The organism is Acidobacteriota bacterium, assembly GCA_016713675.1.
Lineage (GTDB): Bacteria > Acidobacteriota > Blastocatellia > Pyrinomonadales > Pyrinomonadaceae > OLB17.
The window spans coordinates 1,318,208-1,341,856 of sequence record JADJOS010000001.1 but is presented as its reverse complement, the minus strand read 5'-3'; the positions used below and the strand labels follow the sequence as shown (position 1 = coordinate 1,341,856).

Sequence of the window (23,649 nt, the reverse complement as noted above, 5' to 3'; positions counted from 1 at the left end):
CAAGTTCGTCTTAGGCGCGCTTCGGATCAACGAGGCCATTTGGGTTTTCTAGCAGTATGGAACAAGATCAGAGGCTGACACCACTCCCGCGTGCCGCCGAAATTCAAGCAAATCACGGAGAGTATCCGGCGACTTATGCCGGCTTCTATGACGATGAATCGTTGGCAAGCAAACGCTCGCTAAGGCAGTATTTCAACATTGTCTACAAGCGATTGCCGATCATTATCGCGATTGCTCTGATAGTCACCGCAGCGGTATCGTTCTACTCTTACCGTCAACCGTCGATCTATGCCGCTCAGACCGAAATGATCATTGAACCTCGCAAACCCGAGGTCACAAAAAAGGATGCCATTAACATCAATTTTGGTAATGATCAGGACTATTACAACACTCAACTACAGCTTCTGCAGCGTTCCGACTTGTTAAAAAAGGTCGTGATCGCCTTAAACCTACATCTCGAACCCAACTTGTTTGGCGAAGAGAACCAGGGAGTTATGGCGAGCGTTCGCTCGATTTTTGGAGGCAGTCCAAAGGCAACAACCGAAAATACGCTGCCGGTCGTCAATGAGGCTTCGATCGTAAATGACGAAAAGCAGAAGATCCCGCTCTCGCCCGAAGAAGAGGCACGAGCGGTAAGGTATGCTGCTAGATTAGCCGGCGGATTAAAGGTCGATCGTGTCGAAGATACAAATCTTGTTCAAATTACAGTTTCAAGCTCGATACCGGCTCTTTCGGCTAAATTTGCGGATAAACTTGCCGAGATTTTCATTCAAGAAAATAAGGATCGAGAACTCGAAGGTGCAAATGCAGCATACGACGAATTGTCGAAATCGATCGAAGCACTAAAGGTTACGATCGCTATCCAGCAAAGTGAACAAATGCAGGAGCAGCAGAATAGTGGGCTGCCATTGCAGGAAAAAGGTGGAGACCTCAGAGCCGCAAATCTTTCGACACTACAAAATCAATACAACACTGCTCACGATGAAACCGGAAAGTTACAAGCCCAATACAATGCCGCATTAAGTGCGGCGCAAAGCGGCGATATTCTTTCAGTATCTCCTGATAATAAGGCCATTCTGGAAGCTCGCAGCCAGAACCTTCGTCGTCAGGCCGAGTTCGATAAGCGAATCGAAGACATCGATCGCAAGATCAATGAGGCAAAAGAGAATCGAGAGAAATTGCTTTCCAAATACACCGAGGAGTATCGAGAGGTCATTGCCGTTACCGCTCAGATCAATGAGCTTGAAAAGCAAAAATTGAGATTGAACGTTGAGGTTGCAGCTAAGATCAAATCGGAGGCCGAAAAGCTCGAGAAAAACGCTCAACGCGAGGTGTTAACAAGTCTGCGGTCTCAGCTCGGAGCAGCTCAGCAGCGTGAAGAGCGTGCCCGCGTATCTTACGCACAGGCTGCGTCCCAGGCCAATGTTGAAGGCCAAGCTGAAACGCGACTTACGACATTGAAACGTGAGATCGAAACCAATCGCAATCTGCTCGACACCTATACACAGCGTCAGAAAGAACAAGAGTTGGCGATATCCGGCGGCAGTCCTAACAATATAAAGATCTCAAATAAGGCTGCTGTTCCTAGCTTACCGATCGGTCCTCAGCGTTTGCGAAACATAATCGTTGCCTTGCTCGTGTCATTGGCATTCGGTGTCGGATTGGCGTTCTTGATGGATTATCTTGACGATTCTGTCCGGACATCCGACGATGTGAGCCGACATCTCGGACTGCCGACATTGGCATTGATACCTCATCACACATACGGGGATAGGAAGGCCTTGAGTTTGATACCTAAGAACGGCGATGGAAACGGGGAACTGTCTCCATCGGCGCTTGTCGCGCTTGAGGAGCGCAATTCGCCGATGGCAGAGGCGTATCGGCATCTGCGGACATCACTCTTGTTTTCGTCCGCCGGCAAACCGCCCCAGACAATACTTATCACGTCTTCGCAGCCCTCCGAAGGAAAGACAACTACCGCGATCAATACAGCGATCACGCTCGCGCAAGGCGATGCTGATGTGATCATTATTGACTGCGACCTCCGCCGACCTCGTCTGCACAGCCACTTCGGCCTTGTTAATACGCATGGTTTGACGAATTATCTGTCCGGCGAAAAATCGACCGACAATCTTATCAAGACGTCGCCCCATTTGCCGCGATTGAAGATCATTACGAGCGGCCCGATACCTCCGAACCCCGCCGAGTTGCTCAGTTCGCAGGAGATGAAGAACCTGCTGCAATTTTTGCGTGGACGTTTCAAACACGTGATCATCGATTCGCCTCCGGCGCTTTCGTTCACTGACGCAGCTATCCTGTCGACGGTTGTGGACGGTGTCGTATTGGTCGCAATGACCGGCAAGAGTTCGATCCACCTGATGAGGCAGTTCAAGCTTCGATTGAGCAATATCGGGGCCCGGATCTACGGTGTTGTGCTCAATGGAGTTAAATCCGGGTCGATGGATTACGATTATTACGGCACGGGCTATTATGATTATTACCATCGCAGAACCGACGATGAATCAACCCCGCTAATGGAAGAGGTTCAGGCACAGCACGATACAAAGGCCTGATAGAAGTTCCGAATTCGAAAGGTGAAAGAGTGCCGATCTAGCCGGCCTCTCTCACCTTTCGCTTTTAATGAACCGGTAAAGGGCGTCGTCCCAGTATGGCATCGGAGGCAGTCCGGCGATCTCTGTATTTTCGAGCCGCGAATTCGATGGACGCGGTGCCGGGCGTTTGAGGTCGTCGTTATTTACGCTCTCGAGCAGATCGCTGTCGTAGCCGCCGATCTCGCATAATTTTTCAGCAAACCCAAGGTAGCTTGTTCCACTCCCCAAATTCGTCACGTGAATTATGCCTTTGCGATCGCTTGATGCCATATCGCGCAAACGTTTCGCGAGGTCATCGGCAAAGGTCGGTGTCCCGAAACTGTCTCTGATCGCCTTGATCCGTTTCCCATCTGCGAGCAGTTTGTGCATCACGCTGAGAAAATTGGTTCCGCCATGGCCGTAGATCCAGCCCGAACGGACAATGATCGAATTCGGATTCGCGGCGGCTGCCAACAATTCACCTTCGAGTTTTGATCTGGCGTAGATGCCCCGCGGGTTCGGCGTGTCAGAGGTGGAATACAGGTCGTCTTTCGCACCGTCAAAGACATAATCGGTCGAGATAGTTATGAAAACAGCACTATGCTTGGCACAGGCCGCGGCGAGGTTTTCGACGCCGACGGCATTGGCTCGATACGCGACCTCCTCGTTTGACTCGGCCCCGTCGACGTCAGTGTACGCTGCGCAATTAAGGACGATTTCCGGGCCGAACTTTTCGAACGCCGTATCAACCGACAAACGGCTAGAAATATCGAGCTGCCGTCGTGTCAACGCAGTGACCTCGTCGCCGATCGAACGGCAATATTCAATTGCGGCCCGGGCGACCATTCCGTTGGCACCGGTTATGAGAACTTTCATTGATCAACCTATGCTCGAGCCGTACATCGTCTTGTAATATTCCCGATATTCGCCGCTGCGGATATTTTCGACCCAGGAGCGGTTTTCACGGTACCAGTCGATCGTTGCGGCGAGGCCGTCATGCCAGCTTGTTGAGGGTTTCCAGCCGAGTTCGGTCTCGGCCTTTGTCGGGTCGATCGCGTATCTTCGGTCATGGCCGAGGCGGTCGGTTACGTATGTTATCAGGGCGTGCGGTTTGCCGACGGCGTCGAGGATCGCTTTGACGACATCGATATTATACTGCTCGTTTCGGGCACCAATATTGTATGCCTCGCCGGAGCGGCCTTTTTTATAGGCGAGCCATATCGCATCGCAATGGTCATCGACAAATATCCAGTCACGCACATTCTTGCCGTCCCCGTAAACAGGCAGCGGCAGGTCGTTCATCGCATTTGCCAGCATCAGCGGGATCAGCTTTTCGGGAAACTGCCGCGGGCCGTAATTGTTGCCGCAGCGTGTAATAACGGCATCTACACCGTGCGTTTCCTGTGCGGCACGTACCACAAATTCAGCAGCTGCCTTTGACGCGGCGTAAGGCGAATTGGGCTGGAGGGGCGAGCTTTCCGTAAAGTAATCTTCGCTTTCGTCCGCCAGGCTGCCCATCACTTCGTCGGTCGAGATCTGAACAAATCGCCGGACGCCCTTTTCACGTGCGGCATCGAGCAATACCTGCGTGCCGATGATATTGGTCCGCAGGAATTCGTCTGCCGAGTGAATACTGCGGTCGACGTGTGATTCGGCAGCAAAGTTGAATACCGCATCGCAGCCCTCGGGCATCGCTGCGAGTACCGCTTCGCGGTCGCAAATGTCGCCCTTGGTAAAGGTGTGGCGTTCGCCGCTGACTCCGGCGAGGTTCTCCAGATTGCCGGCGTAGGTCAGCGCGTCGTAATCGATGATCGAAACGTCCGGCTCGCGTTCCAGCACCTGGCGGACAAACGCCGAGCCGATAAATCCGGCACCGCCGGTCATGAAGATCTTGGTCATACAAATCCTAAATCTACTCAAGTATAAAGGAGAGATGTGAACCGAACAAACGACATCACCGTCCGGTAAAATGCGTCTTTCGGCGATGACCAAACGTGTATTTTTTCACCTAACGTTCAAATTGTGGTACGTACCACAATTAGATCAACAAAAAAGCGGGAAAATGCCGTAAAACAGCGTTCTGCAACAGTTTTTAGGGGGGCCAGCGACGATGTTAATAGGGGTCAGCGACGATCAAAACAGGGGTCAGCGACAATAAAAAACGGCCCAGCGACAATCGCATTTTGACCGTCAAACCGCGCAAGATCGCAAGCTGAGGCCGGTTTCCAACAATTTCCCCATCGCCGTCCAGCGTCCCCAACCGAAAACGCAGATCCCAACCGCACTCGCCGCCGCTCCACTTCGAACCCATCGAGAGCCGCCGCACCATTGCTCCCATCACATTCCCAACGCGAACTATCTCGCCGATTTGGGTTTTACAAGCCGAAGGTTCCAGGTGACGGTATGGATACCGCTCGTTTTGTCACCAGTGGTGGTCGTCCCGCTCAGTACATCAGGATTTTTGGGGTCGAGCACTCCTCTAACCTCTTCGGTCCCGTCGACCACGTATGCGGAACTTTCCGGGCTCCCTTCACCGTCGGCTATCGCCGAGCTTGGTTTTGAATCGAAGCACGAAACACCGGTGGCGGTTATTTCACGACGAGATGTGGTCTTAACGGCCGGGTATTTCACCGAGATCTTGTATGTTCCGTTGACCTTGTCGATGGTCACCCAGACAGTTTCGGTGGAAGTGGCCTCGCCTCGCTCATCGCCGATGTCGCTCTCTCGGTTGCTCAGCCTTTTCCAAAAGGAATTAGCTCCTTTTGGCCGGCACCAGGCCGCTTCGTTTTCATTGACGATGTGCTCATCACGATGTGTAAATCGATGAACAACTCGAGCTTTGGTTTCGTTCTGGTCGGCACCTCCTTTGGCACTCAACAATGCCTCGATGTAATTCTCGGTTAGCCAACTAGAGTGATACGCCCTTGTGTTTACGCTCTTGTCGCCGCCCGGAAACGTCTCTGTCTTATCCTCCAACGTCTCATACCTGAACTTAAAGGTCACGGTTCCGGACCAGTGTGGTGTACATTTACCCTTTAGCAGACCGGCCATGTCCGTTAGGATCTGTTCCGCAATTGTCTCCATCAGGTCGACCGCGGCGTCACCGCTTGCCGGATGACCGTCGCGGTTAGCCACTTGCCGGGCGGTCCGCGAATCCAACACAACGACATTGATATACATTTGCCCGTTCGGCAATGTAGTGACCCTGACGACAATGATGTAGTCCGCACCCAGTGATGCTCCGATGTTTTTCAGAGTATCGTTGTTAGGTTCGGCTCCAAGCAGTTCCTTTTGCCGCTCAAGATCCAGCAGGGCAATAACGCCGCTCATATCCATTTGAGCAACGCATGGAAACTGCCTCAGCACCTTGCCTTCGATCGAGCTTTCAAGATGAAAGGCAATGTCCTTTGCCGCCTGGCTGCCTTTTCCATAACTGTAGCTAAAGGTTGATGGTGCGGTATTCTGGGCCGCCGCCATTCCACCCAATAAAATCATCAAGCCGAATAATTTGAGGGTCGATCGCATATGCTTTACCTCCGTTTTAGATCCGGTATCCCGTTTGAGTTGGATCCGGCCAAGGCGCCGCTACACTCTTTCGGGCAAAGCGCGTGCCGCTCGAATAGGTCCGTTTCCGTGGGGATATTCTCGATATTTGGGGGCGTGCCAAGACCATCGTGTGGATTGTTACACAATGGCAATGGAAATTTCGCAGGGTTAGGTAAACACGGAGTCAAGTCGTCTCATTCCTGAAGCCGAATATCCGCGGACCACCTTAGGTCCAAAATGAAAAAGACCGCCTTTTCGGGCAGCCTTTTTGGTCTGAATTGAGTTGATCGTTATCCGATAAACATCTCGTCGTCTACGTAAACGCGATCGATCTGTTTAGGGGCGGGGGCGAAGAGGACCTCGAGTCCTTTTTTGACGCCCGCCATGACGGCGGCGATCTCGCGGGCCGGGACGACGATCTTTTGGTTTACAAATTCGGTCGTGTCGAGGACCTGCGAATGTGTCCGGTCGATCGATCGGCTGACCATATCGACCTTGTCTTTGGCAGTATGGGCGGTATGGCCGACCAGTACGCGGAGCTCGGCAACCTCGTCCTTGATCAGTTCGGTCGATTCGGCGAGGTGCTTGGTCGCGGTCGATAGATTGGCGGAAACCTCGGCGAATGAGACCGATATCTCCTGGCCCTGTTTACCGATGGCATCGACCTTGGTAATAAGCGGCTCGATGCGTTCCTCGACGCGCTGAACCGTCGCAACGACACGCTTTACCGTAATAGCGACAGCGATAAGGGCGATCGCCATCACGATAAAACAAATGGCTGTGATGATCGACGAGATCATCATCCAAAATTGCGGGTCGTTCGCATTCATAGTTTACTTACCTTCTTCGGTCTTGATCGGGTAGCTTGCGCGGCCCTCGGTGATCGATTTGGTCTCGTTCTTACGTTTTTCTTCGGTATAGGCGTCTTTACCGGCTTCGATAGCGGCTGAAAAGGGATTCGCTGTACGTGCCGCAGCTGCCTTTGCCTTTTCTGCGAGATCACCGGCCTTTTCCTGAGCCGTTTCGTAAAACTCGCTCGCCTTTTCACGCGAAACTTCGTAATATTCGCCTGCCTTTTCCTGCAGGTTTGCCGCAGTTTCCTTGCTCTTTTCGATTCCCTTGCGGGTCGCGTCAGCGATGTCGCCGCGGAGCTCTTCGCCGGATTTGGGAGCAAACAGCAATGCAAGGATCGCACCGATGCCGCCGCCGACCAGCAAATATGTCAATTTCGTCGCTGCACTTGTTTCTTCTCGTTCGTATTCGTGTCTCATATCAATTCCTCCCACGCAAAAAATGCGTCAATTACTGCTAAACGTATTTTGTAACCTAACTATAACAAAGACGAATGTTTAGGGCAATGAAAATTTCGAGCGCGGAGGTAAGAATTTGCCACAGAGATCACAGAGAGCACGGAGATGGTGAATGAAATTTGATTTTTGGCCTCTCGGTGATCTCTGTGATCTCTGTGGCGAAGACTCGTCTCGTGGCATTCGGCTCGGAGATGCGATTTTTTCGGTCTTTTGCTATTGTTAAAGATTCGGTTTTACGCAGTATGGATCTAGCTAACATCAGAAATTTTTCGATCATCGCCCACATCGATCACGGCAAATCGACGCTTGCCGATCGATTGCTGCAGATAACGGGCGCCGTCGCCGAACGCGATATCGAGGCGCAGATGCTCGACGATATGGACCTCGAACGCGAACGCGGTATCACGATCAAATCGCACGCCGTGCGGCTCGATTACAAGGCGAAAGACGGCAAGGATTATGTCCTGAATCTGATCGACACGCCGGGACACGTCGATTTCAGTTACGAAGTTTCGCGTTCGCTGTCGGCATGCGAAGGCGCGCTGCTGATCGTCGATGCGTCGCAGGGCGTTGAGGCACAGACGCTGGCTAATACATATCTCGCGATCGAGAACGACCTCGAACTCATACCTGTTCTAAACAAGATCGACCTGCCGTCCGCCGAACCTGACCGGATCAAAGAACAGATCGAGAACATCATTGGCCTCGACGCCAGCGAAGCCGTTCTGACCTCAGCCAAGTCGGGCATCGGTATATCGGATGTGCTCGAAGCGATCGTCGCCAAGATCCCGCCGCCGAAAGGCGACCGTAATGCTCCGCTCAAGGCGTTGATATTTGACAGTTGGTACGACTCGTATCGCGGTGTGATCGTGCTGTTTCGCGTCATCGACGGAACGATCAAAAAAGGCACGAAGATCAAGTTCTTTAACACAGGCCGCGAATATCTGACCGAAACTATTGGCGTAAACCGCCCGCGTCCGACGCCGATCAACGAACTCGGCCCCGGCGAAGTAGGCTTTTTGACGGCGTCGATCAAGACGGTTGCCGACGTACAGATCGGAGACACGATCACCGACGCCGCACGGCCTGTAAGCGAAGCATTGCCCGGATTTAAGGAAGTTAAGCCGATGGTTTTCGCCGGGCTTTATCCGATCGACGCCGCTCAATACGAAGACCTGCGCGACGCGATGGAAAAGCTGCGGCTCAACGATGCGTCGTTCTTCTTCGAGCCTGAAAGCTCGACTGCGCTGGGCTTTGGATTCCGCTGCGGCTTTCTCGGCCTTTTGCACATGGAGATCGTGCAGGAACGGCTCGAACGTGAATTCAACCTCGAACTGATCACGACCGCTCCGGGCGTGCGTTACCGCGTGACGACGACTGACGGCGAAGTAGCCGAGATCGACAGCCCGTCCAAAATGCCGGAAACCGGACGCATCACGAAGATCGAGGAACCGTTCATCGAAGCGACGATCCTTACCAATGATGATTACCTCGGCGGCATTCTGCCTTTGCTGGATGAGAAACGCGGCGTGCAGAAAAAGTTCGAGTACATTACGACAAACCGTGTGATGCTCGTTTACGAACTGCCGCTCAATGAGATAGTTCTTGATTTCTACGACCGTCTGAAGAGCGTGTCAAAAGGCTATGCGTCGCTCGACTATCATGTGTCCGGTTATCAGGCGAGCAAGCTCGTTAAACTCGACGTGCTCGTTTCGGGCGAGCCGGTCGACGCTCTTTCGCTCATTCTCCACGCCGACACGGCCACGGCAAAAGGCCGCCTGCTGACCGCCAAGATGAAGGAACTCATCCCGCGGCAGATGTTCGAGGTCGCCATCCAGGCCGCCATCGGCAGCAAGGTCATCGCCCGCGAAACCGTCAAGGCAATGGGCAAAAACGTCATCGCCAAATGCTACGGCGGCGACATCTCACGCAAACGCAAACTGCTCGAAAAGCAAAAAGAAGGCAAAAAGCGAATGAAAAAGGTCGGCCGCGTCGAGATCCCGCAAGAGGCGTTCCTGGCCGTGCTGAAGGTAAATGAGAGTTAGTCACCGTTGGAAATCATTTCAGCAACTTTTGATTCAACGACTGATCTGATCTCGTCCAAGGCAGCATCGGAATCAGCCTCAAATCTTGATACCAAAATTGCTTGTGTATTTGACGCGCGGACTAGGCCCCAGCCGTGGGCGAAGAGGATCCTTGCTCCGTCGATGGTGATGACCTCGTTTGTTTGGGCAAAGTGTTCGGCGATCTTCGCGACTACGTCAAATTTTGTTTCGTCGGGGCAATCGGTGCGGAGTTCGGGTGTGGAGAAGGTTTTGGGGAGATCGGCCGTTAATTCGGACAAGGGTTTGTCGGTGTTTGAGAGAATTTCGAGGACTCGGGCTCCGGCGTAGGTGGCGTCGTCAAAGCCGTAGAATCGGTCGGCAAAGAAGATGTGGCCGCTCATTTCGCCTGCGAGGGCGGCGTGTGTTTCTTTCATTTTTGCCTTGATCAACGAGTGGCCGGCCTTCCACATGATGCCGTTTCCGCCGTTTTTGGCTATATCGTCGTAGAGCGTTTGCGAGCATTTTACCTCGGCGATGATCGTCGCTCCGGGATTTTCGGCGAGGACATTGCGTGAGAGCAGAACCATCAGTTCGTCGCCCCAGATAATGCGGCCATTCTCATCGACAACGCCAATTCGGTCGCCGTCGCCATCGAAGGCGATGCCGATGTCGGCTCCCGTTTCCCGCACGGTTCGGATCGTGTCTTCGAGATTTTCGGTGACGGTCGGATCGGGGTGATGGTTTGGAAAGCTCGAATCGGGCTCGGTGAAAAGCTCGACTAGTTCGACGCCGAGAGCACGATAGACCGGCACGCCGGTGACGCCGCCCATGCCGTTGCCGGCGTCGATCACAGCCTTGATCTTACGCGGGCCGAGCGAGATGCCGGAGACGATGTCGCGGCAATACTCGTCGAGAACCTCAATAGTCTCGACTGAGCCGCGGTTTGGAAGAGGCACACTCCCTACCGGTCGTGTTTCTGCCTCGAACGCGATCTCCTTTATCTCCTGTATCTGCGAACCAAACAGCGTTCCCTTGCCGAGGCAGATCTTAAACCCATTGTGATCGGGCGGATTGTGTGAGCCTGTGATCATCACGCCGCCATCGACGTCGCGTGTGTAGACGGTGTGATAGAGAACGGGCGTCGGGACCATGCCGACCAGCACGACATCGAGTCCCGATGCCGTAAATCCCTCGGTCAAAAGCTGACAAAATCCCGGCGAACTGATGCGTGCATCGTAGCCGATGGCGATGCGTTTCGCATTGTTCTGCCGAAAAAATGTGCCGATCGCGCGACCGAGCATTGCGACCGTTTCGTCGGTCAGGTGATCCCCGACGATGCCGCGGATATCGTATTCTCTGAAAATGTTTGGGTTCATGCTGTGATAATTGTTACGCGAAACCGGCAGGACGCGCAAAAGCGTAAACGGCATTGGCCGCAGTTTGCGTGTGGTCAGAGCCCGATTTTGCTATACTTCGTGATTGCGCTAAGGCAACAGCGCATAATAAACAAGCATCGAAACAGGCGTACAAGTTATGAGATCAATGTACCGATTTATCTATATTTCCGCATTTGTTATAGCCGTTGTATTCACAGCAGGTGTTTCTGCGCAGACACCCACTCCGACTCCGGCCGTTATAGACGACACCGGAGCGTCAAAGACATTCGAGGTCCGCCTGCCGGTCACCGTTACGCAGAAAAAACAGCTGATCAGCGGATTGCAGCGAGGCGATTTTCAGGTATTCGAGGACGGAGTTCAGCAAGAAGTGACGTACTTCTCGGACGGGAAGACCAATCCGCCGGTCTATGTCGGCGTATTGATGGACACATCGCCCTCGACGGCCGGCAAATTCGGCTTTTCGAAAGAAGCGGCGGCGAACTTTCTCCATTCGGTGATCACGCTCCGCAAGGACAAAGCGGCGTTCATGACGTTTGACCACGACGTATTGCTGCGGCAGGATTTCACCGACAAACTCGACCGGCTGCAAAAGGCCGTCGATTCGGTCAAAAAATCCGGTTCGCAGACGGCACTGTATGATGCGGTTTGGACGTTTGCGGACGAAAAACTGAGAAATGTTCCGGGCCGACGCGTGATCGTGATCATAACGGACGGTGACGATACATTCAGCCGGGCGAATCTGATCGACGCGATCGATATTGCTCAGCGAACCGAAACGACGATCTTTGCCATCTCAACCAAGGCCGGATTTTTGGGAACCGTCCCCGGCGTCGAGGCAGGAACGGTCAATGATAAGGGCGATAAGGAACTGATCCGATTGTGCGAAGAAACGGGCGGAGAGGCGTTCTTCACCGGCGACATGCTCGCTCTCGAAAAGTCGTTCACCAAGATCTCGCAGGAGCTTAAGTCTCAATATATCATCACTTACCGGCCGGCAAATCAGAATTACGACGGCCGCGTTCGCAAGATCGAAGTCAGATTTGCCGACAACAAAGGTAAGGACTACAAGATCCGCACCAAGTCGAGCTATCGGGCGATCAAAGATAACCTGAAATAGAGGTTTGGGGAACATAAAATGCTGCTGAGAAAACAGATAATATTGACGTTCATTGCTGCTGCGTTTTTTGCCGCTTCGTTCGTCGGGTTTTCGTCTGTCGAAGCTCAACAGCAAAACGCGAAATCGCCCGCCGCGACACCGACGCCGACGCCGACGCCGGCCGTTATTGAAGATGACGAAGTGATCAAGGTCGATACCGAGGTCGTAAACGTCCTATTCACGGCTCAGGACCGCAACCGGCGGCTTATCACAAACCTTGCTCAACGCGATATCCGCATACTCGAGAACGACAAACCCCAGGAGATCACCGCATTTGCAAAGCAGGTCGATCTGCCGCTAAGCCTCGCGATACTGATCGATACGAGTATTTCGCAAGAGCGAACTTTGCCGGCAGAAAAATCGGCGGCGATATCGTTTCTTGAATCGGTAGTGCGGCCAACCAAAGACGAGGTCGCAGTGATCTCATTCACCGGCGAATCAACTCTCGAACAGGGAATGACCAACAATATGCAGCGGCTGCGTCGGGCGATCGACCGCGTGCAGTTTGTGCCGCCGTCCGGCTATATCGGCGGAGGCGTTATCACGGGCACACCGCCGGCGTCGAGCGACAATCAGATGACGGCCGGTTCGACCGCGATCTGGGATTCGATCTGGATCACATCGGACGAAATACTCGGCCCGGCACCGGAGAAAACGCGGCGTGCGATCATTTTGCTATCGGACGGCGTCAACACGTCGGGCCGGAAGAAGCTCGACGACGCCATTCAGGCAGCACTCAAGGCAGAGGCGATAATTTACGCGGTCGGTGTTGGCGACGATTTTTACGGCGGCGTCGATCGCGGCTCGATGAGCAAGATCGCAGAAAGGACCGGAGGACGAGCATTTTTTCCGCGGGACGAACGCGAACTTCGCGAGGCATTCAAACAGATCGAGGACGAGATGCGGTCGCAGTATCTGATCGCGTATGAGCCGTCAAATCAGACGCTCGACGGCTCGTATCGCAAGATCGAGATCCAGTTGGCCAATCAGCAGCTGCAAAAAGACAAGGTCAAGGTAACGCATCGACAAGGCTACTTCGCAAAGTCGCCTCAGAAGAAATAAAGGACCATTTAAGATCTCAGATCTGAAATTTGAGATCTGAAGATTGAGATATGATCGCGGGAGATGTTATCCATTAACTCTCCCGTTTTTTTTATGAGCGAGTATGAATTTGTTACGGTTTGGAACATCGACGCACCGGTCGAGCGTGTCTGGGATGTGATCGAGAACGCCGATGCGTGGCCCGAATGGTGGAAGGGCGTGCTGAGCGTGACCGAACTTGAAAAAGGCGGCGACAACGGTGTCGGTTCGATCCGCCGGACGGTGTGGCGAAGTGCGCTGCCGTACAAGCTTGAGTTTGACGGCGAAGTGCTGCGGGTCGAAAGGTTAAAACTGATCGAGGCCCGTGCTTTTGGCGAACTCGACGGTCATGGACTGTGGCAATTCGAAGCAGTCAGCGATGATCGGGCACGCGTGCAGTACGATTGGCGTGTGAAAACGACCAAAGCATGGATGAACCTGCTCGCACCGGTCGCCCGGCCGTTTTTCCGCTGGAATCACGACACGATCATGAGTTGGGGCGAGGAAGGACTGAAAGAGCGGCTCGCTCGATAACTATTTCTTCCAGCCCCATGGAGCGGCCGGTTCGGCCACCGTTTTTTTGAGGTCAAATTTTACGCTAAATAATCTATCGCCGCCCAATCGCCGAAGGTTGTATGTGAAATATTCGCCCGGCACGAGCTCGATCCACCATACGTTAGCGGCCGCAGACGGAGCGTTGCCTGCGGGCGGAGCGACGACTTTCGTTGTTTGTTCGTCCGCGGGAAAAAACTGACGTGTCGCCTCGCCCGGATTATTTGTCGTCCCGCCATACATCGTGACTTTGTCCGGTTTGCCATCATCGTGGCGGTGATCGTGTTTAAGCTGGATACGCGAATTTTTTCTGGTCAGGATCCAGGTGCGCGAGCGGTCGCCGCCGACGAAGAACGGTTTTCGGATGCGGCCCTTTTCGCAGGCCCGGACATGCATTATAAGAGCCTTGTTCGCAAAATCCGGGCTGTTAGCGGTATCGACGGCGATCGTGCCGGAATACGCCTTGCCGCACAGTTTTTGCAGTTCATTCCAGAAGGTCACGCTTGGCGCCGCCGTCTGTGCGAAGGCCGCCGAGGTCAATATAAGAAGTAAGGCAAGGACCAGCGAATGTTTCATCTTAGTATGGATAAACCTCAAGCTTTTTGAAGACACCGTTTGTTATCCGAATAACCCAAACAACGCCGTATTCCGTATCGGGCAACTGCTTGAACACTTCTTTTTTGGCAAGCAGATTGGCGAGGAACGGCACTGTGTTGCTGTGGCCGACGATGACGAATCGTTTAGATTTGCTTTTCAGGATAAGGTCGATCAATTCCGGATGCTTGGCGGCATCGTAGATCTGGATCGCTTTGCCGCGAAGCTTTGCGATCGGCTCGGCCGTCTGCTGTGTGCGTTTGTAGGCGGTCGCAAAGATCTCGCCGGGCCGGAAACGCTTTGCTACCTTAGCGAACCGCAACGCGCGGTCACGCCCGTCGCTCGACAGATCGACATCGCCTTTGTCACCCTCGACCGGTGCGTTTTTTTCCGCATGACGGACGAGGATGATCGTCTTGTTCTGGGCAAAGGCGAATCCTGCTAGGAACGTCAAGCACAACACGGCTAACGCGAGTTTTCTCATATTTACGTTTTTACTTTTCTGACAGTTAAACAAACATTTTTCCGGGATTTAGGATGCCATTTGGGTCGAATACCTTTTTGATCCCTTTCATTATTTCGATCGTCGGTTGGTCGAGAGCATATCCCAGATAGCCCGACTTTACATAGCCGATGCCGTGTTCGCCGGAGATGGTTCCGCCCAATTCGACCGAAAGCTTAAATGTTTCGGAAACACATTTGCGGGCCCTTTCGATGGCGTCCGGATCATCGCGGTCGATGACGAAATTGACGTGGATATTGCCGTCGCCGGCGTGGCCGAAATTGGCGACGAATGTGTTGTGCCGTTTGCCGATCTGTTCGATCTCGGCGACGAGTTCTGGAACTTTCGAGCGAGGGACGACGACATCCTCGTTTATCTTGAGCGTGCCGTATTTCATTAAGCTTGGGCTGATCGCACGGCGGACGTCCCAGAGTTTGTCTTCGTCTTCTTTTGATCGGGCTCGGAGAATGTCGAAGCCGCCGTTTTCGGCGATAATGCGTTCGATGGTTTCGGCATTTTTGGCGACCTCTTGTTTTGAGCCATCGACGGCGACTAGCAATATCGCCTCCGCATCTTTGGACAGGCCGAACGCAAAATTCTCCTCGACCGCGGCGACGCAAAATTTGTCGATGACCTCCATTGCCATTGGGAGCAGGCCCTCAGGCGTGAATTTGGTCAGCACCTTGCAGGCGGCTTCCATCGAGTGAAAATTGGCGCGCACGGTCGAGGTCGCCTCTGGCATCGGGAGCAGTTTGAGCGTCGCTTCGGTAATGATCCCGAGCATTCCCTCGCTGCCGCACATGAGGCCTGTTAGATCAAAGCCAACGACGTTCTTGACCGTCTTGCCGCCGGTGCGGATCACTTCGCCGGTCGCGGTTACGACCTCGAGGCCGAGGACATGGTGCTTGGTCACGCCATATTTCGGGGTTCGCATTCCGCCAGCATTTTCGGCAATGTTGCCGCCGATAAAGCTGTCTTTGTAGCTCGCCGGATCGGGAGCGAACATTAAGCCGTACCGTTCGACTGCCTGCTGCAATTCGAACGTAGTGATCCCAGGCTGGCAGATCGCGTAAAGATCATCGACGTTGATCTCGATGATCTCGTTCATCCGATCCGTACCGATCACGATACCGCCATCGACCGGAACCGCCCCGCCCGTGTACCCAACACCGCCGCCGCGGGCCGTCACCGGAAAGAGGTATTCGTTGGCCAGCTTTAATATCGCAACCATTTGGGCCGTTGACGCAGGAAAAACGACCGCCTCGGGCGGAAACTTCTCTTTCACCGCATCGGCACCGTAGGGCTCGACCTTTTCCGGGGCAACGATGACGTTTTCGTCACCGACTATCGTACGCAATTTCTCCAATACCTCAGGGTTTGAAGCATTGGTCGTCACACGGCCGTGTGAATGAAAATGAATAGATTCGAACATCGCTGCTTCAATCGTAGCAAATTTACCAAAATAGCTTAACTTCTGCTAAACTCACTCAAATTTCTAAATTTTCAACCACCGAAACAGGAGCTTAGTTAAATGAGTGAACAGGACAAGGAACAGTTTTCCGGCGATGCGTATGACCGCGAAATAGCGACCGATCTGGACGATAAGACGCCGGATAAACCAAAAGGCATCGCTCTGCACACTAAGATCCTGATCGGCCTTTTGGTCGGAGTGATAGGCGGCCTCGTTGCAAATCAGGTGTGGGGCGGCGCCCACGAAAGCGTTTCGTGGACGATCTCAAATATCACCCAGCCGGTCGGCACGTTGTTTCTTAACCTTTTGCTGATGATCGTCGTTCCGCTGGTGTTCTCATCGCTTGTGGTCGGCGTTTCGGGCATTGGCGACATTCGCAAACTAGGCCGTATCGGCCTCAAATCATTTGCATACTGCCTGATCATTTCAGCGATCTCGGTCGTCATCGGTCTCGGCCTGGCAAACACGATAAGGCCCGGCGAGCGGATCAGCCCTGAGATCGCAACACAGCTCAAGGAGAAATTCAGCAGCGGTGCAAAAACGGCGACCGAGGCACAGATAAAAGCAGCCGAGGCTGCAAAGACTGATTCGGCACTGATGCAGGCCGTTAAAACGATCGTGCCGAAGAGCGTTTTCAATTCGATCGCCGGCGAAAATCCAAACATGCTGCACATCATGTTCTTCGCGCTGATCATCGGTGTCGCTATCACACTTCTTCCCGCACCCGTTTCGTCGCCATTTGTCAGTGTGATGGAATCGCTTTTTGCGATCACCTCAAAGATCATCGATATCATTATGAAGTTTGCGCCGTATGCCGTGGCGTGTCTGATCTTTAATAACATCGCCCAATTTGGTATCGATCTGCTCGGGTCGCTTGCTTGGTTTGTCGCCACCGTTCTGTTGGGTCTTGGCCTGCATTTCTTTGGGGTTTATTCACTCTCCGTTTGGTTTCTTTCGAGGATGAACCCGATAGACTTTTTCCGTCGTATCTGGACTGTGATCGTTACGGCGTTTTCGACTTCTTCGTCGAATGCGACACTGCCGACGGCATTGCGGGTATCCGAAGAGAATCTTGGTGTTCCCAAGGAGATAAACAGCTTTGTGTTAACCGTTGGAGCGACCGCCAATCAAAATGGAACTGCTCTTTACGAAGGTGTAACGGTTTTATTTCTTGCCCAGCTTGCGGGTGCGGATCTTACACTTGGTATCCAGTTGATGGTCGTGTATCTGGCGATCCTCGGCGGAATTGGTACGGCAGGCGTCCCGTCGGGCTCGATCCCATTCATTATCGGCATCCTTGCCATGATAGGTATCGATCCGGCCCTGATCGCGATCATTCTCGGCGTTGACCGTATTCTGGACATGTGCCGTACGACGCTCAATGTTGTCGGAGACCTGACGGCAGCGACATTTGTCGCCAGAAGTGAGGGTTATGAGCTGCTGAAGACGACACCTGAGGCGAGCACCTAAATGTTTCCGATAGGCGACGACAATTCTGACAGGCGGATCCAACCGGTGGTGAACTACGCATTCATCGGCATAAATATCCTCGTATTTTTGCTGCTCCAGCAGCTTGGCCGCAACGATGCGTTCACTTACGCTTTTTCGTTGGTGCCGCGGGAGATCCTGTCGGGGATCGATATACAAGGGCTCGTTGAAATTAGAGATACAGCCGGCAGGATGATCGGTGAAGTAAACCACCAATCAACACCGCTGCCGGTATATTTTAATTTCCTAAGTTCGATGTTCATGCACGGCGACGTCATGCATATCGTCGGAAATATGCTGTTCTTATTTATTTTCGGTGACAACATCGAGAACCGTATCGGGCACATTCGATATGCGTTCTTTTACATCATTTGCGGGCTTGCGGCAGCGGTTGGCCAGATCGTAATGGGGCCCGATTCGATCATTCCGATGCTTGGTGCTTCGGGCGCGATCTCGGGCGTGCTCGGTGGTTATTTAATGCTGTTCCCGCAACGATCGGTGAGGGCGATCATCTTCCATTTTGCGACAACAGTCCCGGCATTCGTTGCTATCGGCATCTGGATCGTCTATCAGCTTGTCCTCGGTTATTTGACGCCGTCGGGCGGCGGCGGTGTCGCGTATGCAGCACATATCGGAGGCTTTATCGCGGGGCTTGCGTTGATCAGGCTTTTCGCTTTGGGCAGGCCTGATCAGACCCGATAGCGAAATGTCTCACCTTCATCCGTGAAATGCGGATTATAGAACGGGTCGTGTTTCAACTGACTCTCCCAACGGCTTTGGAGATATTCCCTTTCGGCTTCATTGACCGGAATCTGGAGTCTCTTATAAGTTTCGATCAATTCAGCATACGGCGTATATACTACCCTATACCCATGTTCCCAAAGGCGTAAGCAAAGGTCCACGTCGAAGAAATTCCCTGCAAAATGTTTGTCGTCAAAACCGTTCATCTCCTCAAAAGCATACCGACGAATGACGAGGCATCGACTCGAAACCGCTGAGTAGTTTCCGATAAGGGCCGCCCGAAAAAAATTGCCATTATGATCATTCGGAAATCCAAAATGTGCTTTTCTGACAAGATCGCTCCCTCCCAAAATAAGGCCGGTCTGGTCGATACCGCCGTTTGTACTCAGCAGCTTTGCCCCAACCGCTCCGATCTTTGGCTGCATTGCCAACGAGACCATTTCACGGAGCCAATCAGGCGACAACGGGTTAAGTGTTCCGTCGACAAAACACAAAACCTGCCCAGTCGATAACTCAGCGGCTGAGTTAAGACGCGTTGATAATTTTCCGGCGGTGTCAACCGCGATCATCTCGAGGTCCGGATAGTCGGTTCTGCTGCCGAACGGATCGGCGTTCCCGGCGTCAATGACAAGCGATACCCGCGGAAGCGGATCGGGCAACTGATATTGTGCCCGATTAAGATCACCGATCACTGCCTCAACGGTCGCCTCGATACCGGTTCGATCGAAGTGCGATCCGATCGCTTCGCGTGCCTTTGCAAATGCGTATGGCTTCGCACCGGTATTTCCGGCGACTGAGGTCGGTATAGTGCGCCAGTGATAGAGAATGCGTGGAATATGGCGGATAGCAGTTTCAGGTATCTGCTCGATCACCCGTAATGCCAAGTCATAGTCCTGACTGCCCTCGAGACCGATCCTAAATCCGCCGATCTTTCGCAGCAGGTCGGTTCTGTAGGATGAAAGGTGGGTGACCAAATTTAGCGAGTAGAGAAGATCACGGCTGAAATCGGGCTTGAATTTTGGGTCGGATCGCCGCCCCTTTTCGTCGATCAGATCTTCGTCGCTGTATATCATCTCCGCTTCCGGATGTTCGTTCAACTCGCTGGCGACCCAGTAAAGAGCGTCCTCCGACAACTCGTCGTCGTGGTCGAGCAGCACCGTAAAATCACCTGCAGCCAACTCAAGTGCCGAATTTGATGCGGCTGAGATATGACCGTTCCGGGGGCGGAAAACCGCTTTGATACGCTGGTCCTTGCCAATATATTCTTCGATCATCGGGCGGATATATGGCCGTGTGGACGCGTCGTCAGCAATACACAACTCCCAGTTTGGGTAGACCTGTGCAATGACCGAATCAATGCACTTCCGCAGCCATGTTTCGTCAACGTTGTAAACCGGCAGAATGATGGATATGAGGGGCCGCGAATCGAATTTTCCGACCTTTGACCGTAACTCTTCACGCAGCTTTGTGGATATCTCGTCCTGTTTGATCAGTTTTTGGTAGTCACGTCGATCACCGAATTTTCTCCAAAAAGTTGAAATATGCGGCATCGCACCGCTTATGCCGTGAAAACGAATTGCAGTTCCGAGCGTCGTGAATTTTTGTATCAGGGTCATGCCGGATTACTTCTTGACCAGAGTCATCTCCCAATTCGGATTTATCGGAATTATCACGCTTTCGCCGGCCGAGGCTGCCTCAAATCTCAAGGCATGTCCCTGAAAATCCAGATCAGCAAATTTAGGATGCGACCAATCAGTTATGACGCCGATCGACGAAAGCAACAAGACCAAAACTGCGGCACGTCTGGGTAGCTTGTTTTCTCTATCAACCGCAATTGAAAAGATCGATGCCAGAAATGCGAAGATCGGGATCATCCAATATCTCGACCCGCCGGTCTCGGGCCACATAGCGACCCATTGGGGAACGTCGCGGCTGATCACCGGCGAGATCAACGCCGCAGTAACCACCATCGCGGCGAAGACCAACAGCATTCTTAATTCGAATTTCGCACGAACAAATGCATATGCTGATGCCATTAAACCGGCCGCGACTACGATCGCTGCCAATATGTCGTTCCACCAACCATAACTGATCATGCGGCCGTAATTCCTATCACCAAAAATCGCATCAAAGAAAAGATGCCCGCCAACGATCCGGAAAAAAAGACCAATCTCAGCTCCGAGCGGCGCATATGCCGGGCGGCCGATCAGAAAAATACAGGTCAACTGAACGAACGCTGCACCAAGCAAGATCAAAGCCAGAGGGGCGATCCTGTTGTCTCTCGTTTTCAGATATGTGATCACAGCGATCGGCAGCAGCAAAATACAGAACGGGCCGCTCAACGCCGACAGCGCGACCATCACAACATCAAATATCTTCCAAGCCGGCTTTTCGCTGGATGACGAGATCAAGATCAAGAACGCAAGCAAAGCAAGGTGCCATTGGGCATTTGTCAGATTTGCTGTAGTTTCGAACGAATGCGGCAATGCCAGATAAATGAACGCCAGAAACCCGCGTCCCCAAATATTGGGAACGGCGTTTGCCAACCTCGATGAAAGTATGAAATTTGCTACAAGGACCTTTATGGATATTGCAGCAAAATTGAATACGAACGGAGCATAAGCAAACGGCACAAACTGGGCGATCGCAGCGACCAGGCGTGAAATGGTCTGGAAATATCCGGCCTCAGTGGTAAATAGAGAGTAAACGATCCCGTTATTATATGCCTGGGCAAACCACATTTTGCCGTCTTCAGCCCAAAATTGCGGATTCAGCATTGAATCGGGCCGATGACTGACGGTAATGCCGAACGCAGCAAAGGACACGAACACGTGCATCAATACTGTGCGGCCACGTTCCGTTAATTTCATCAACAAGTTCAATTTGTTTGCCTTCGGGTTTTCCGGAGTTTGGATTTCACATCATGACGCCGATTGGTTTAATCTCAATCTAAATGGCCACGGTGTGTCAGATCTGCGGAAACGCTAATTATAATCGAAGTTTCACGGCTCGCGAAATGATGTTTGGAACACGCGAGTCGTTCGGCTATTTTGAATGCGCTCAATGCGGCACGCTTCAGATCGAAGAGGTTCCGGATCTTCGGCGGCACTATCCGAAAGATTACTTGTCGCTCGGCAACGCCGAGGACGTCCCGCTTGCCCATACATTAAGAAGGCGAATTGTCGCGAGATCTGTCGGCAAATACCTGCTCAGCGGCCGCGGAATTCTCGGTCGGATGGTGCTGCAGATCAAGCCATGGTTCGCAACTCAATTCCCCCGATCGTTTCATGATCTTCCGGTACGGTTGACACTGGATTCAAGGATATTGGATTTCGGGTGCGGCACGGGAAGACTGCTTCAAACTTTGCATTATCTTGGTTTTCGCCGGCTTTTGGGGGCTGACGCTTTCATTGATAGTGATATTCGATATTCCTCCGGCGTTGAGATAAAAAAAGGCAGCCTCGCGGATCTTGAACCTGCTTTCGATCTAGTGATGCTCAATCATTCGTTCGAACATCTGCCCGACCCTGCGTTGGCTCTCGCTGAAATACAACGACTTCTTTCACCTTCCGGCGTCGCTTTGATCCGCATGCCCGTCGTGAACGCCGCATGGAAGAAATACGGTCCCGACTGGGTCCAATTAGATGCGCCGCGACATTTATTTTTGTTTAGTGAAAGCGGTTTCACCGAATTTGCAGAGAATCATGGATTTGTTGTGGAGAAGGTCGTATATGATTCGGAAGCGATGCAGTTCTGGGGAAGCGAGCAATACAAACTCGACATTCCGCTGAACGATCCGCGAACACATAACTATCCGAATATTGGAACTGTTTTTTCTATAGAGCAGATCAGAGAATGGGAGCGTGCATCCGAACTTCTGAACCAAAAAGGCCAAGGTGACCAAGCGGCCTTTTACCTCAAAAAGATCTAACTGTTTTCCCATTCGAGAACGGGCCTTACCACGCCCGGCAAGACCCCGGAATAATCCCCTCTCGCCGAATCACCGTCAAGACTGTCAACAACTCGGAATGTAACGGCATCTCGCTCGACAAAATGTACGATCAGAGGTTTATAGGTCGACAGAGCGGCGGTGACGAAGATCGTACCCTCGGCGAGAAAGTTGCCCGGAATCCAGACCGTACTTTTGTATCTTCCAGCCGGGCGCGAACTAGTACGCCATTTGCTATTCCAGTCATGCGAAACAAAAATACAGGTGCCCTGCTCATTGTAAAAATGCAGGTTTGGCACGAGAACCTTGTCATTTGACAGCACATCGAATGTCATTTCGATACCAATTCTCTGTTTGATATCAAAGGTCGAACCGGGACTTTTCTCGTGATCCAAAACTCGGACCTTTCGCAGCTTTGCCACTTCGTTCCCGGGTGCTTTTGCCGCATCTTCCCAAGTTCGCTCCGAGCCCGTCTCGGTTTGTTCATTCAAATAATTGCTGACGACATCCGCAGCCTCGCCGTCACTCTTGACCTCGCCATGCTCAAGCCAGATCGCGCGTTTGCAGAGCCGCGAGATCGCGTTCATGTCGTGCGACACAAAGAGCACGGTTCGGCCGGATTCTCCGATGTCACGCATCTTTCCGAGACATTTCTTCTGAAAACCTATGTCGCCGACAGCGAGGACCTCATCGACGATCAACACCTCAGGGTCGAGATGCGCGGCGACCGAAAATGCGAGCCGCATATACATACCGCTCGAATAGTGCTTGAGCGGTGTGTCCAGAAACCGTTCTATCTCGGAAAAATCAACGATCTCATCAAACTTTTTGTTGATCTCGGCACGTTTCATGCCGAGGATCGCACCGTTGAGATAGATGTTCTCGCGGCCGCTCAGTTCGTTGTGGAAACCGGTCCCGACCTCGAGCAGCGAACCGACGCGGCCGCGGATCTCAGCTCGTCCACTGGTCGGTTTTGTGATGCGGGAAAGTATCTTGAGCAACGTCGATTTACCGGCCCCGTTAGAACCGATGATGCCGAGAGTTTCGCCATCCGACACCTCGAAACTGACGTCTTTTAGTGCCCACAATGTGTCCTTTTCCTGCCGGTCTCGCGCTCGTGCCGAGCGCAGAAAACTCGTTATCGTTTCGCGCAGCGAATTTGGAAGGCGGTCGCCAAGGTAGTAGAGCTTGGATAAATTTTCAGCACGAAGTACTCTCATCGTTTAA

The 23,649-nt window shown here is 52.7% G+C and carries 21 protein-coding genes; 8 read left to right on the top strand and 13 right to left on the bottom strand.

Annotated elements, in window-relative coordinates:
• Positions 1-56: 56 nt before the first annotated feature.
• A complete protein-coding gene (locus IPK01_06110) occupies positions 57-2,573 on the top strand; it encodes a polysaccharide biosynthesis tyrosine autokinase (protein ID MBK7933065.1) in 2,517 nt (838 codons plus the stop codon).
• A gap of 51 nt (positions 2,574-2,624) precedes the next feature.
• Here the strand turns inward: IPK01_06110 and rfbD are convergent, their stop codons facing one another.
• From rfbD to IPK01_06080, 6 genes are all read right to left on the bottom strand, one after another.
• A complete protein-coding gene (gene rfbD, locus IPK01_06105) occupies positions 2,625-3,467 on the bottom strand; it encodes a dTDP-4-dehydrorhamnose reductase (GenBank protein ID MBK7933064.1) in 843 nt (280 codons plus the stop codon).
• A gap of 3 nt (positions 3,468-3,470) precedes the next feature.
• Positions 3,471-4,490, bottom strand: coding sequence for a dTDP-glucose 4,6-dehydratase (rfbB, locus tag IPK01_06100; GenBank protein MBK7933063.1), 1,020 nt, complete (start codon positions 4,488-4,490; stop codon positions 3,471-3,473).
• Between the two features lie 214 nt (positions 4,491-4,704).
• The gene (locus IPK01_06095) at positions 4,705-4,929 is read right to left on the bottom strand and encodes a hypothetical protein (protein MBK7933062.1); all 225 of its coding nucleotides are present in this window, start codon (positions 4,927-4,929) and stop codon (positions 4,705-4,707) included.
• A 17-nt stretch (positions 4,930-4,946) separates the two neighbouring features.
• Positions 4,947-6,116 carry a hypothetical protein gene (locus IPK01_06090; protein ID MBK7933061.1) on the bottom strand — a complete coding sequence of 390 codons (1,170 nt, stop codon included), beginning with the start codon at positions 6,114-6,116 and terminating at the stop codon, positions 4,947-4,949.
• A gap of 311 nt (positions 6,117-6,427) precedes the next feature.
• The gene (locus tag IPK01_06085; protein MBK7933060.1) at positions 6,428-6,967 is read right to left on the bottom strand and encodes a hypothetical protein; all 540 of its coding nucleotides are present in this window, start codon (positions 6,965-6,967) and stop codon (positions 6,428-6,430) included.
• Between the two features lie 3 nt (positions 6,968-6,970).
• Positions 6,971-7,408 carry a YtxH domain-containing protein gene (locus tag IPK01_06080; protein MBK7933059.1) on the bottom strand — a complete coding sequence of 146 codons (438 nt, stop codon included), beginning with the start codon at positions 7,406-7,408 and terminating at the stop codon, positions 6,971-6,973.
• A gap of 281 nt (positions 7,409-7,689) precedes the next feature.
• Between IPK01_06080 and lepA the strand changes: the two genes are divergently transcribed.
• On the top strand, positions 7,690-9,492 hold the full coding sequence (lepA, locus tag IPK01_06075; GenBank protein ID MBK7933058.1) for an elongation factor 4: 1,803 nt from the start codon (positions 7,690-7,692) through the stop codon (positions 9,490-9,492).
• Here lepA and IPK01_06070 read toward each other — a convergent pair.
• Positions 9,489-10,868, bottom strand: coding sequence for a phosphomannomutase/phosphoglucomutase (locus IPK01_06070; protein MBK7933057.1), 1,380 nt, complete (start codon positions 10,866-10,868; stop codon positions 9,489-9,491). The two genes, lepA and IPK01_06070, sit on opposite strands and share 4 nt — an antisense overlap.
• Before the next feature lie 157 nt (positions 10,869-11,025).
• Here IPK01_06070 and IPK01_06065 point away from each other — a divergent pair, with 157 nt between their 5' ends.
• The 3 genes from IPK01_06065 to IPK01_06055 all read left to right on the top strand — a co-directional run bounded on the left by IPK01_06065 (position 11,026) and on the right by IPK01_06055 (position 13,659).
• A complete protein-coding gene (locus IPK01_06065; GenBank protein ID MBK7933056.1) occupies positions 11,026-12,006 on the top strand; it encodes a VWA domain-containing protein in 981 nt (326 codons plus the stop codon).
• A gap of 18 nt (positions 12,007-12,024) precedes the next feature.
• Positions 12,025-13,107: a VWA domain-containing protein gene (locus IPK01_06060; GenBank protein MBK7933055.1), complete on the top strand. Its 1,083-nt coding sequence runs from the start codon at positions 12,025-12,027 to the stop codon at positions 13,105-13,107.
• Positions 13,108-13,200: 93 nt separating this feature from the next.
• Entirely contained in the window at positions 13,201-13,659 is a 459-nt protein-coding gene (locus IPK01_06055; GenBank protein MBK7933054.1) for an SRPBCC family protein, read from the top strand.
• On the opposite strand, the gene IPK01_06050 is transcribed toward IPK01_06055, so the two are convergent.
• Genes IPK01_06050 through IPK01_06040 form a run of 3 tightly spaced genes read right to left on the bottom strand, consistent with a single transcriptional unit; the run spans position 13,660 to position 16,205 of the window.
• Complete coding sequence (locus tag IPK01_06050; GenBank protein ID MBK7933053.1) at positions 13,660-14,253, bottom strand: hypothetical protein; 594 nt, start codon at positions 14,251-14,253, stop codon at positions 13,660-13,662.
• 1 nt (position 14,254) lies between these two features.
• A complete protein-coding gene (locus tag IPK01_06045) occupies positions 14,255-14,755 on the bottom strand; it encodes a histidine phosphatase family protein (protein ID MBK7933052.1) in 501 nt (166 codons plus the stop codon).
• A gap of 25 nt (positions 14,756-14,780) precedes the next feature.
• Positions 14,781-16,205 carry an FAD-binding protein gene (locus IPK01_06040; GenBank protein MBK7933051.1) on the bottom strand — a complete coding sequence of 475 codons (1,425 nt, stop codon included), beginning with the start codon at positions 16,203-16,205 and terminating at the stop codon, positions 14,781-14,783.
• Between the two features lie 99 nt (positions 16,206-16,304).
• Between IPK01_06040 and IPK01_06035 the strand changes: the two genes are divergently transcribed.
• The gene (locus IPK01_06035) at positions 16,305-17,714 is read left to right on the top strand and encodes a dicarboxylate/amino acid:cation symporter (protein ID MBK7933050.1); all 1,410 of its coding nucleotides are present in this window, start codon (positions 16,305-16,307) and stop codon (positions 17,712-17,714) included.
• The gene (locus tag IPK01_06030) at positions 17,715-18,434 is read left to right on the top strand and encodes a rhomboid family intramembrane serine protease (GenBank protein ID MBK7933049.1); all 720 of its coding nucleotides are present in this window, start codon (positions 17,715-17,717) and stop codon (positions 18,432-18,434) included. It begins immediately after the preceding gene.
• Here IPK01_06030 and IPK01_06025 read toward each other — a convergent pair.
• Both IPK01_06025 and IPK01_06020 read right to left on the bottom strand, forming a co-directional pair.
• Positions 18,422-20,089 carry a glycosyltransferase gene (locus tag IPK01_06025; GenBank protein MBK7933048.1) on the bottom strand — a complete coding sequence of 556 codons (1,668 nt, stop codon included), beginning with the start codon at positions 20,087-20,089 and terminating at the stop codon, positions 18,422-18,424. The genes IPK01_06030 and IPK01_06025 overlap by 13 nt on opposite strands.
• Positions 20,090-20,095: 6 nt before the next feature.
• Positions 20,096-21,343: a hypothetical protein gene (locus IPK01_06020; GenBank protein MBK7933047.1), complete on the bottom strand. Its 1,248-nt coding sequence runs from the start codon at positions 21,341-21,343 to the stop codon at positions 20,096-20,098.
• 83 nt (positions 21,344-21,426) lie between these two features.
• Here IPK01_06020 and IPK01_06015 point away from each other — a divergent pair, with 83 nt between their 5' ends.
• The gene (locus IPK01_06015) at positions 21,427-22,404 is read left to right on the top strand and encodes a class I SAM-dependent methyltransferase (GenBank protein MBK7933046.1); all 978 of its coding nucleotides are present in this window, start codon (positions 21,427-21,429) and stop codon (positions 22,402-22,404) included.
• Here IPK01_06015 and IPK01_06010 read toward each other — a convergent pair.
• The gene (locus IPK01_06010; GenBank protein ID MBK7933045.1) at positions 22,401-23,642 is read right to left on the bottom strand and encodes an ABC transporter ATP-binding protein; all 1,242 of its coding nucleotides are present in this window, start codon (positions 23,640-23,642) and stop codon (positions 22,401-22,403) included. The two genes, IPK01_06015 and IPK01_06010, sit on opposite strands and share 4 nt — an antisense overlap.
• Positions 23,643-23,649: the final 7 nt, after the last annotated feature.

Coding starts and splice junctions, on each gene's coding strand:
- IPK01_06110 (MBK7933065.1), top strand. CDS start 57: ATGGAACAAGATCAGAGGCTGACACCACTCCCGCGTGCCGCCGAAATT.
- rfbD (MBK7933064.1), bottom strand. CDS start 3,467: ATGAAAGTTCTCATAACCGGTGCCAACGGAATGGTCGCCCGGGCCGCA.
- rfbB (MBK7933063.1), bottom strand. CDS start 4,490: ATGACCAAGATCTTCATGACCGGCGGTGCCGGATTTATCGGCTCGGCG.
- IPK01_06095 (MBK7933062.1), bottom strand. CDS start 4,929: ATGGGAGCAATGGTGCGGCGGCTCTCGATGGGTTCGAAGTGGAGCGGC.
- IPK01_06090 (MBK7933061.1), bottom strand. CDS start 6,116: ATGCGATCGACCCTCAAATTATTCGGCTTGATGATTTTATTGGGTGGA.
- IPK01_06085 (MBK7933060.1), bottom strand. CDS start 6,967: ATGAATGCGAACGACCCGCAATTTTGGATGATGATCTCGTCGATCATC.
- IPK01_06080 (MBK7933059.1), bottom strand. CDS start 7,408: ATGAGACACGAATACGAACGAGAAGAAACAAGTGCAGCGACGAAATTG.
- lepA (MBK7933058.1), top strand. CDS start 7,690: ATGGATCTAGCTAACATCAGAAATTTTTCGATCATCGCCCACATCGAT.
- IPK01_06070 (MBK7933057.1), bottom strand. CDS start 10,868: ATGAACCCAAACATTTTCAGAGAATACGATATCCGCGGCATCGTCGGG.
- IPK01_06065 (MBK7933056.1), top strand. CDS start 11,026: ATGAGATCAATGTACCGATTTATCTATATTTCCGCATTTGTTATAGCC.
- IPK01_06060 (MBK7933055.1), top strand. CDS start 12,025: ATGCTGCTGAGAAAACAGATAATATTGACGTTCATTGCTGCTGCGTTT.
- IPK01_06055 (MBK7933054.1), top strand. CDS start 13,201: ATGAGCGAGTATGAATTTGTTACGGTTTGGAACATCGACGCACCGGTC.
- IPK01_06050 (MBK7933053.1), bottom strand. CDS start 14,253: ATGAAACATTCGCTGGTCCTTGCCTTACTTCTTATATTGACCTCGGCG.
- IPK01_06045 (MBK7933052.1), bottom strand. CDS start 14,755: ATGAGAAAACTCGCGTTAGCCGTGTTGTGCTTGACGTTCCTAGCAGGA.
- IPK01_06040 (MBK7933051.1), bottom strand. CDS start 16,205: ATGTTCGAATCTATTCATTTTCATTCACACGGCCGTGTGACGACCAAT.
- IPK01_06035 (MBK7933050.1), top strand. CDS start 16,305: ATGAGTGAACAGGACAAGGAACAGTTTTCCGGCGATGCGTATGACCGC.
- IPK01_06030 (MBK7933049.1), top strand. CDS start 17,715: ATGTTTCCGATAGGCGACGACAATTCTGACAGGCGGATCCAACCGGTG.
- IPK01_06025 (MBK7933048.1), bottom strand. CDS start 20,089: ATGACCCTGATACAAAAATTCACGACGCTCGGAACTGCAATTCGTTTT.
- IPK01_06020 (MBK7933047.1), bottom strand. CDS start 21,343: ATGAAATTAACGGAACGTGGCCGCACAGTATTGATGCACGTGTTCGTG.
- IPK01_06015 (MBK7933046.1), top strand. CDS start 21,427: ATGGCCACGGTGTGTCAGATCTGCGGAAACGCTAATTATAATCGAAGT.
- IPK01_06010 (MBK7933045.1), bottom strand. CDS start 23,642: ATGAGAGTACTTCGTGCTGAAAATTTATCCAAGCTCTACTACCTTGGC.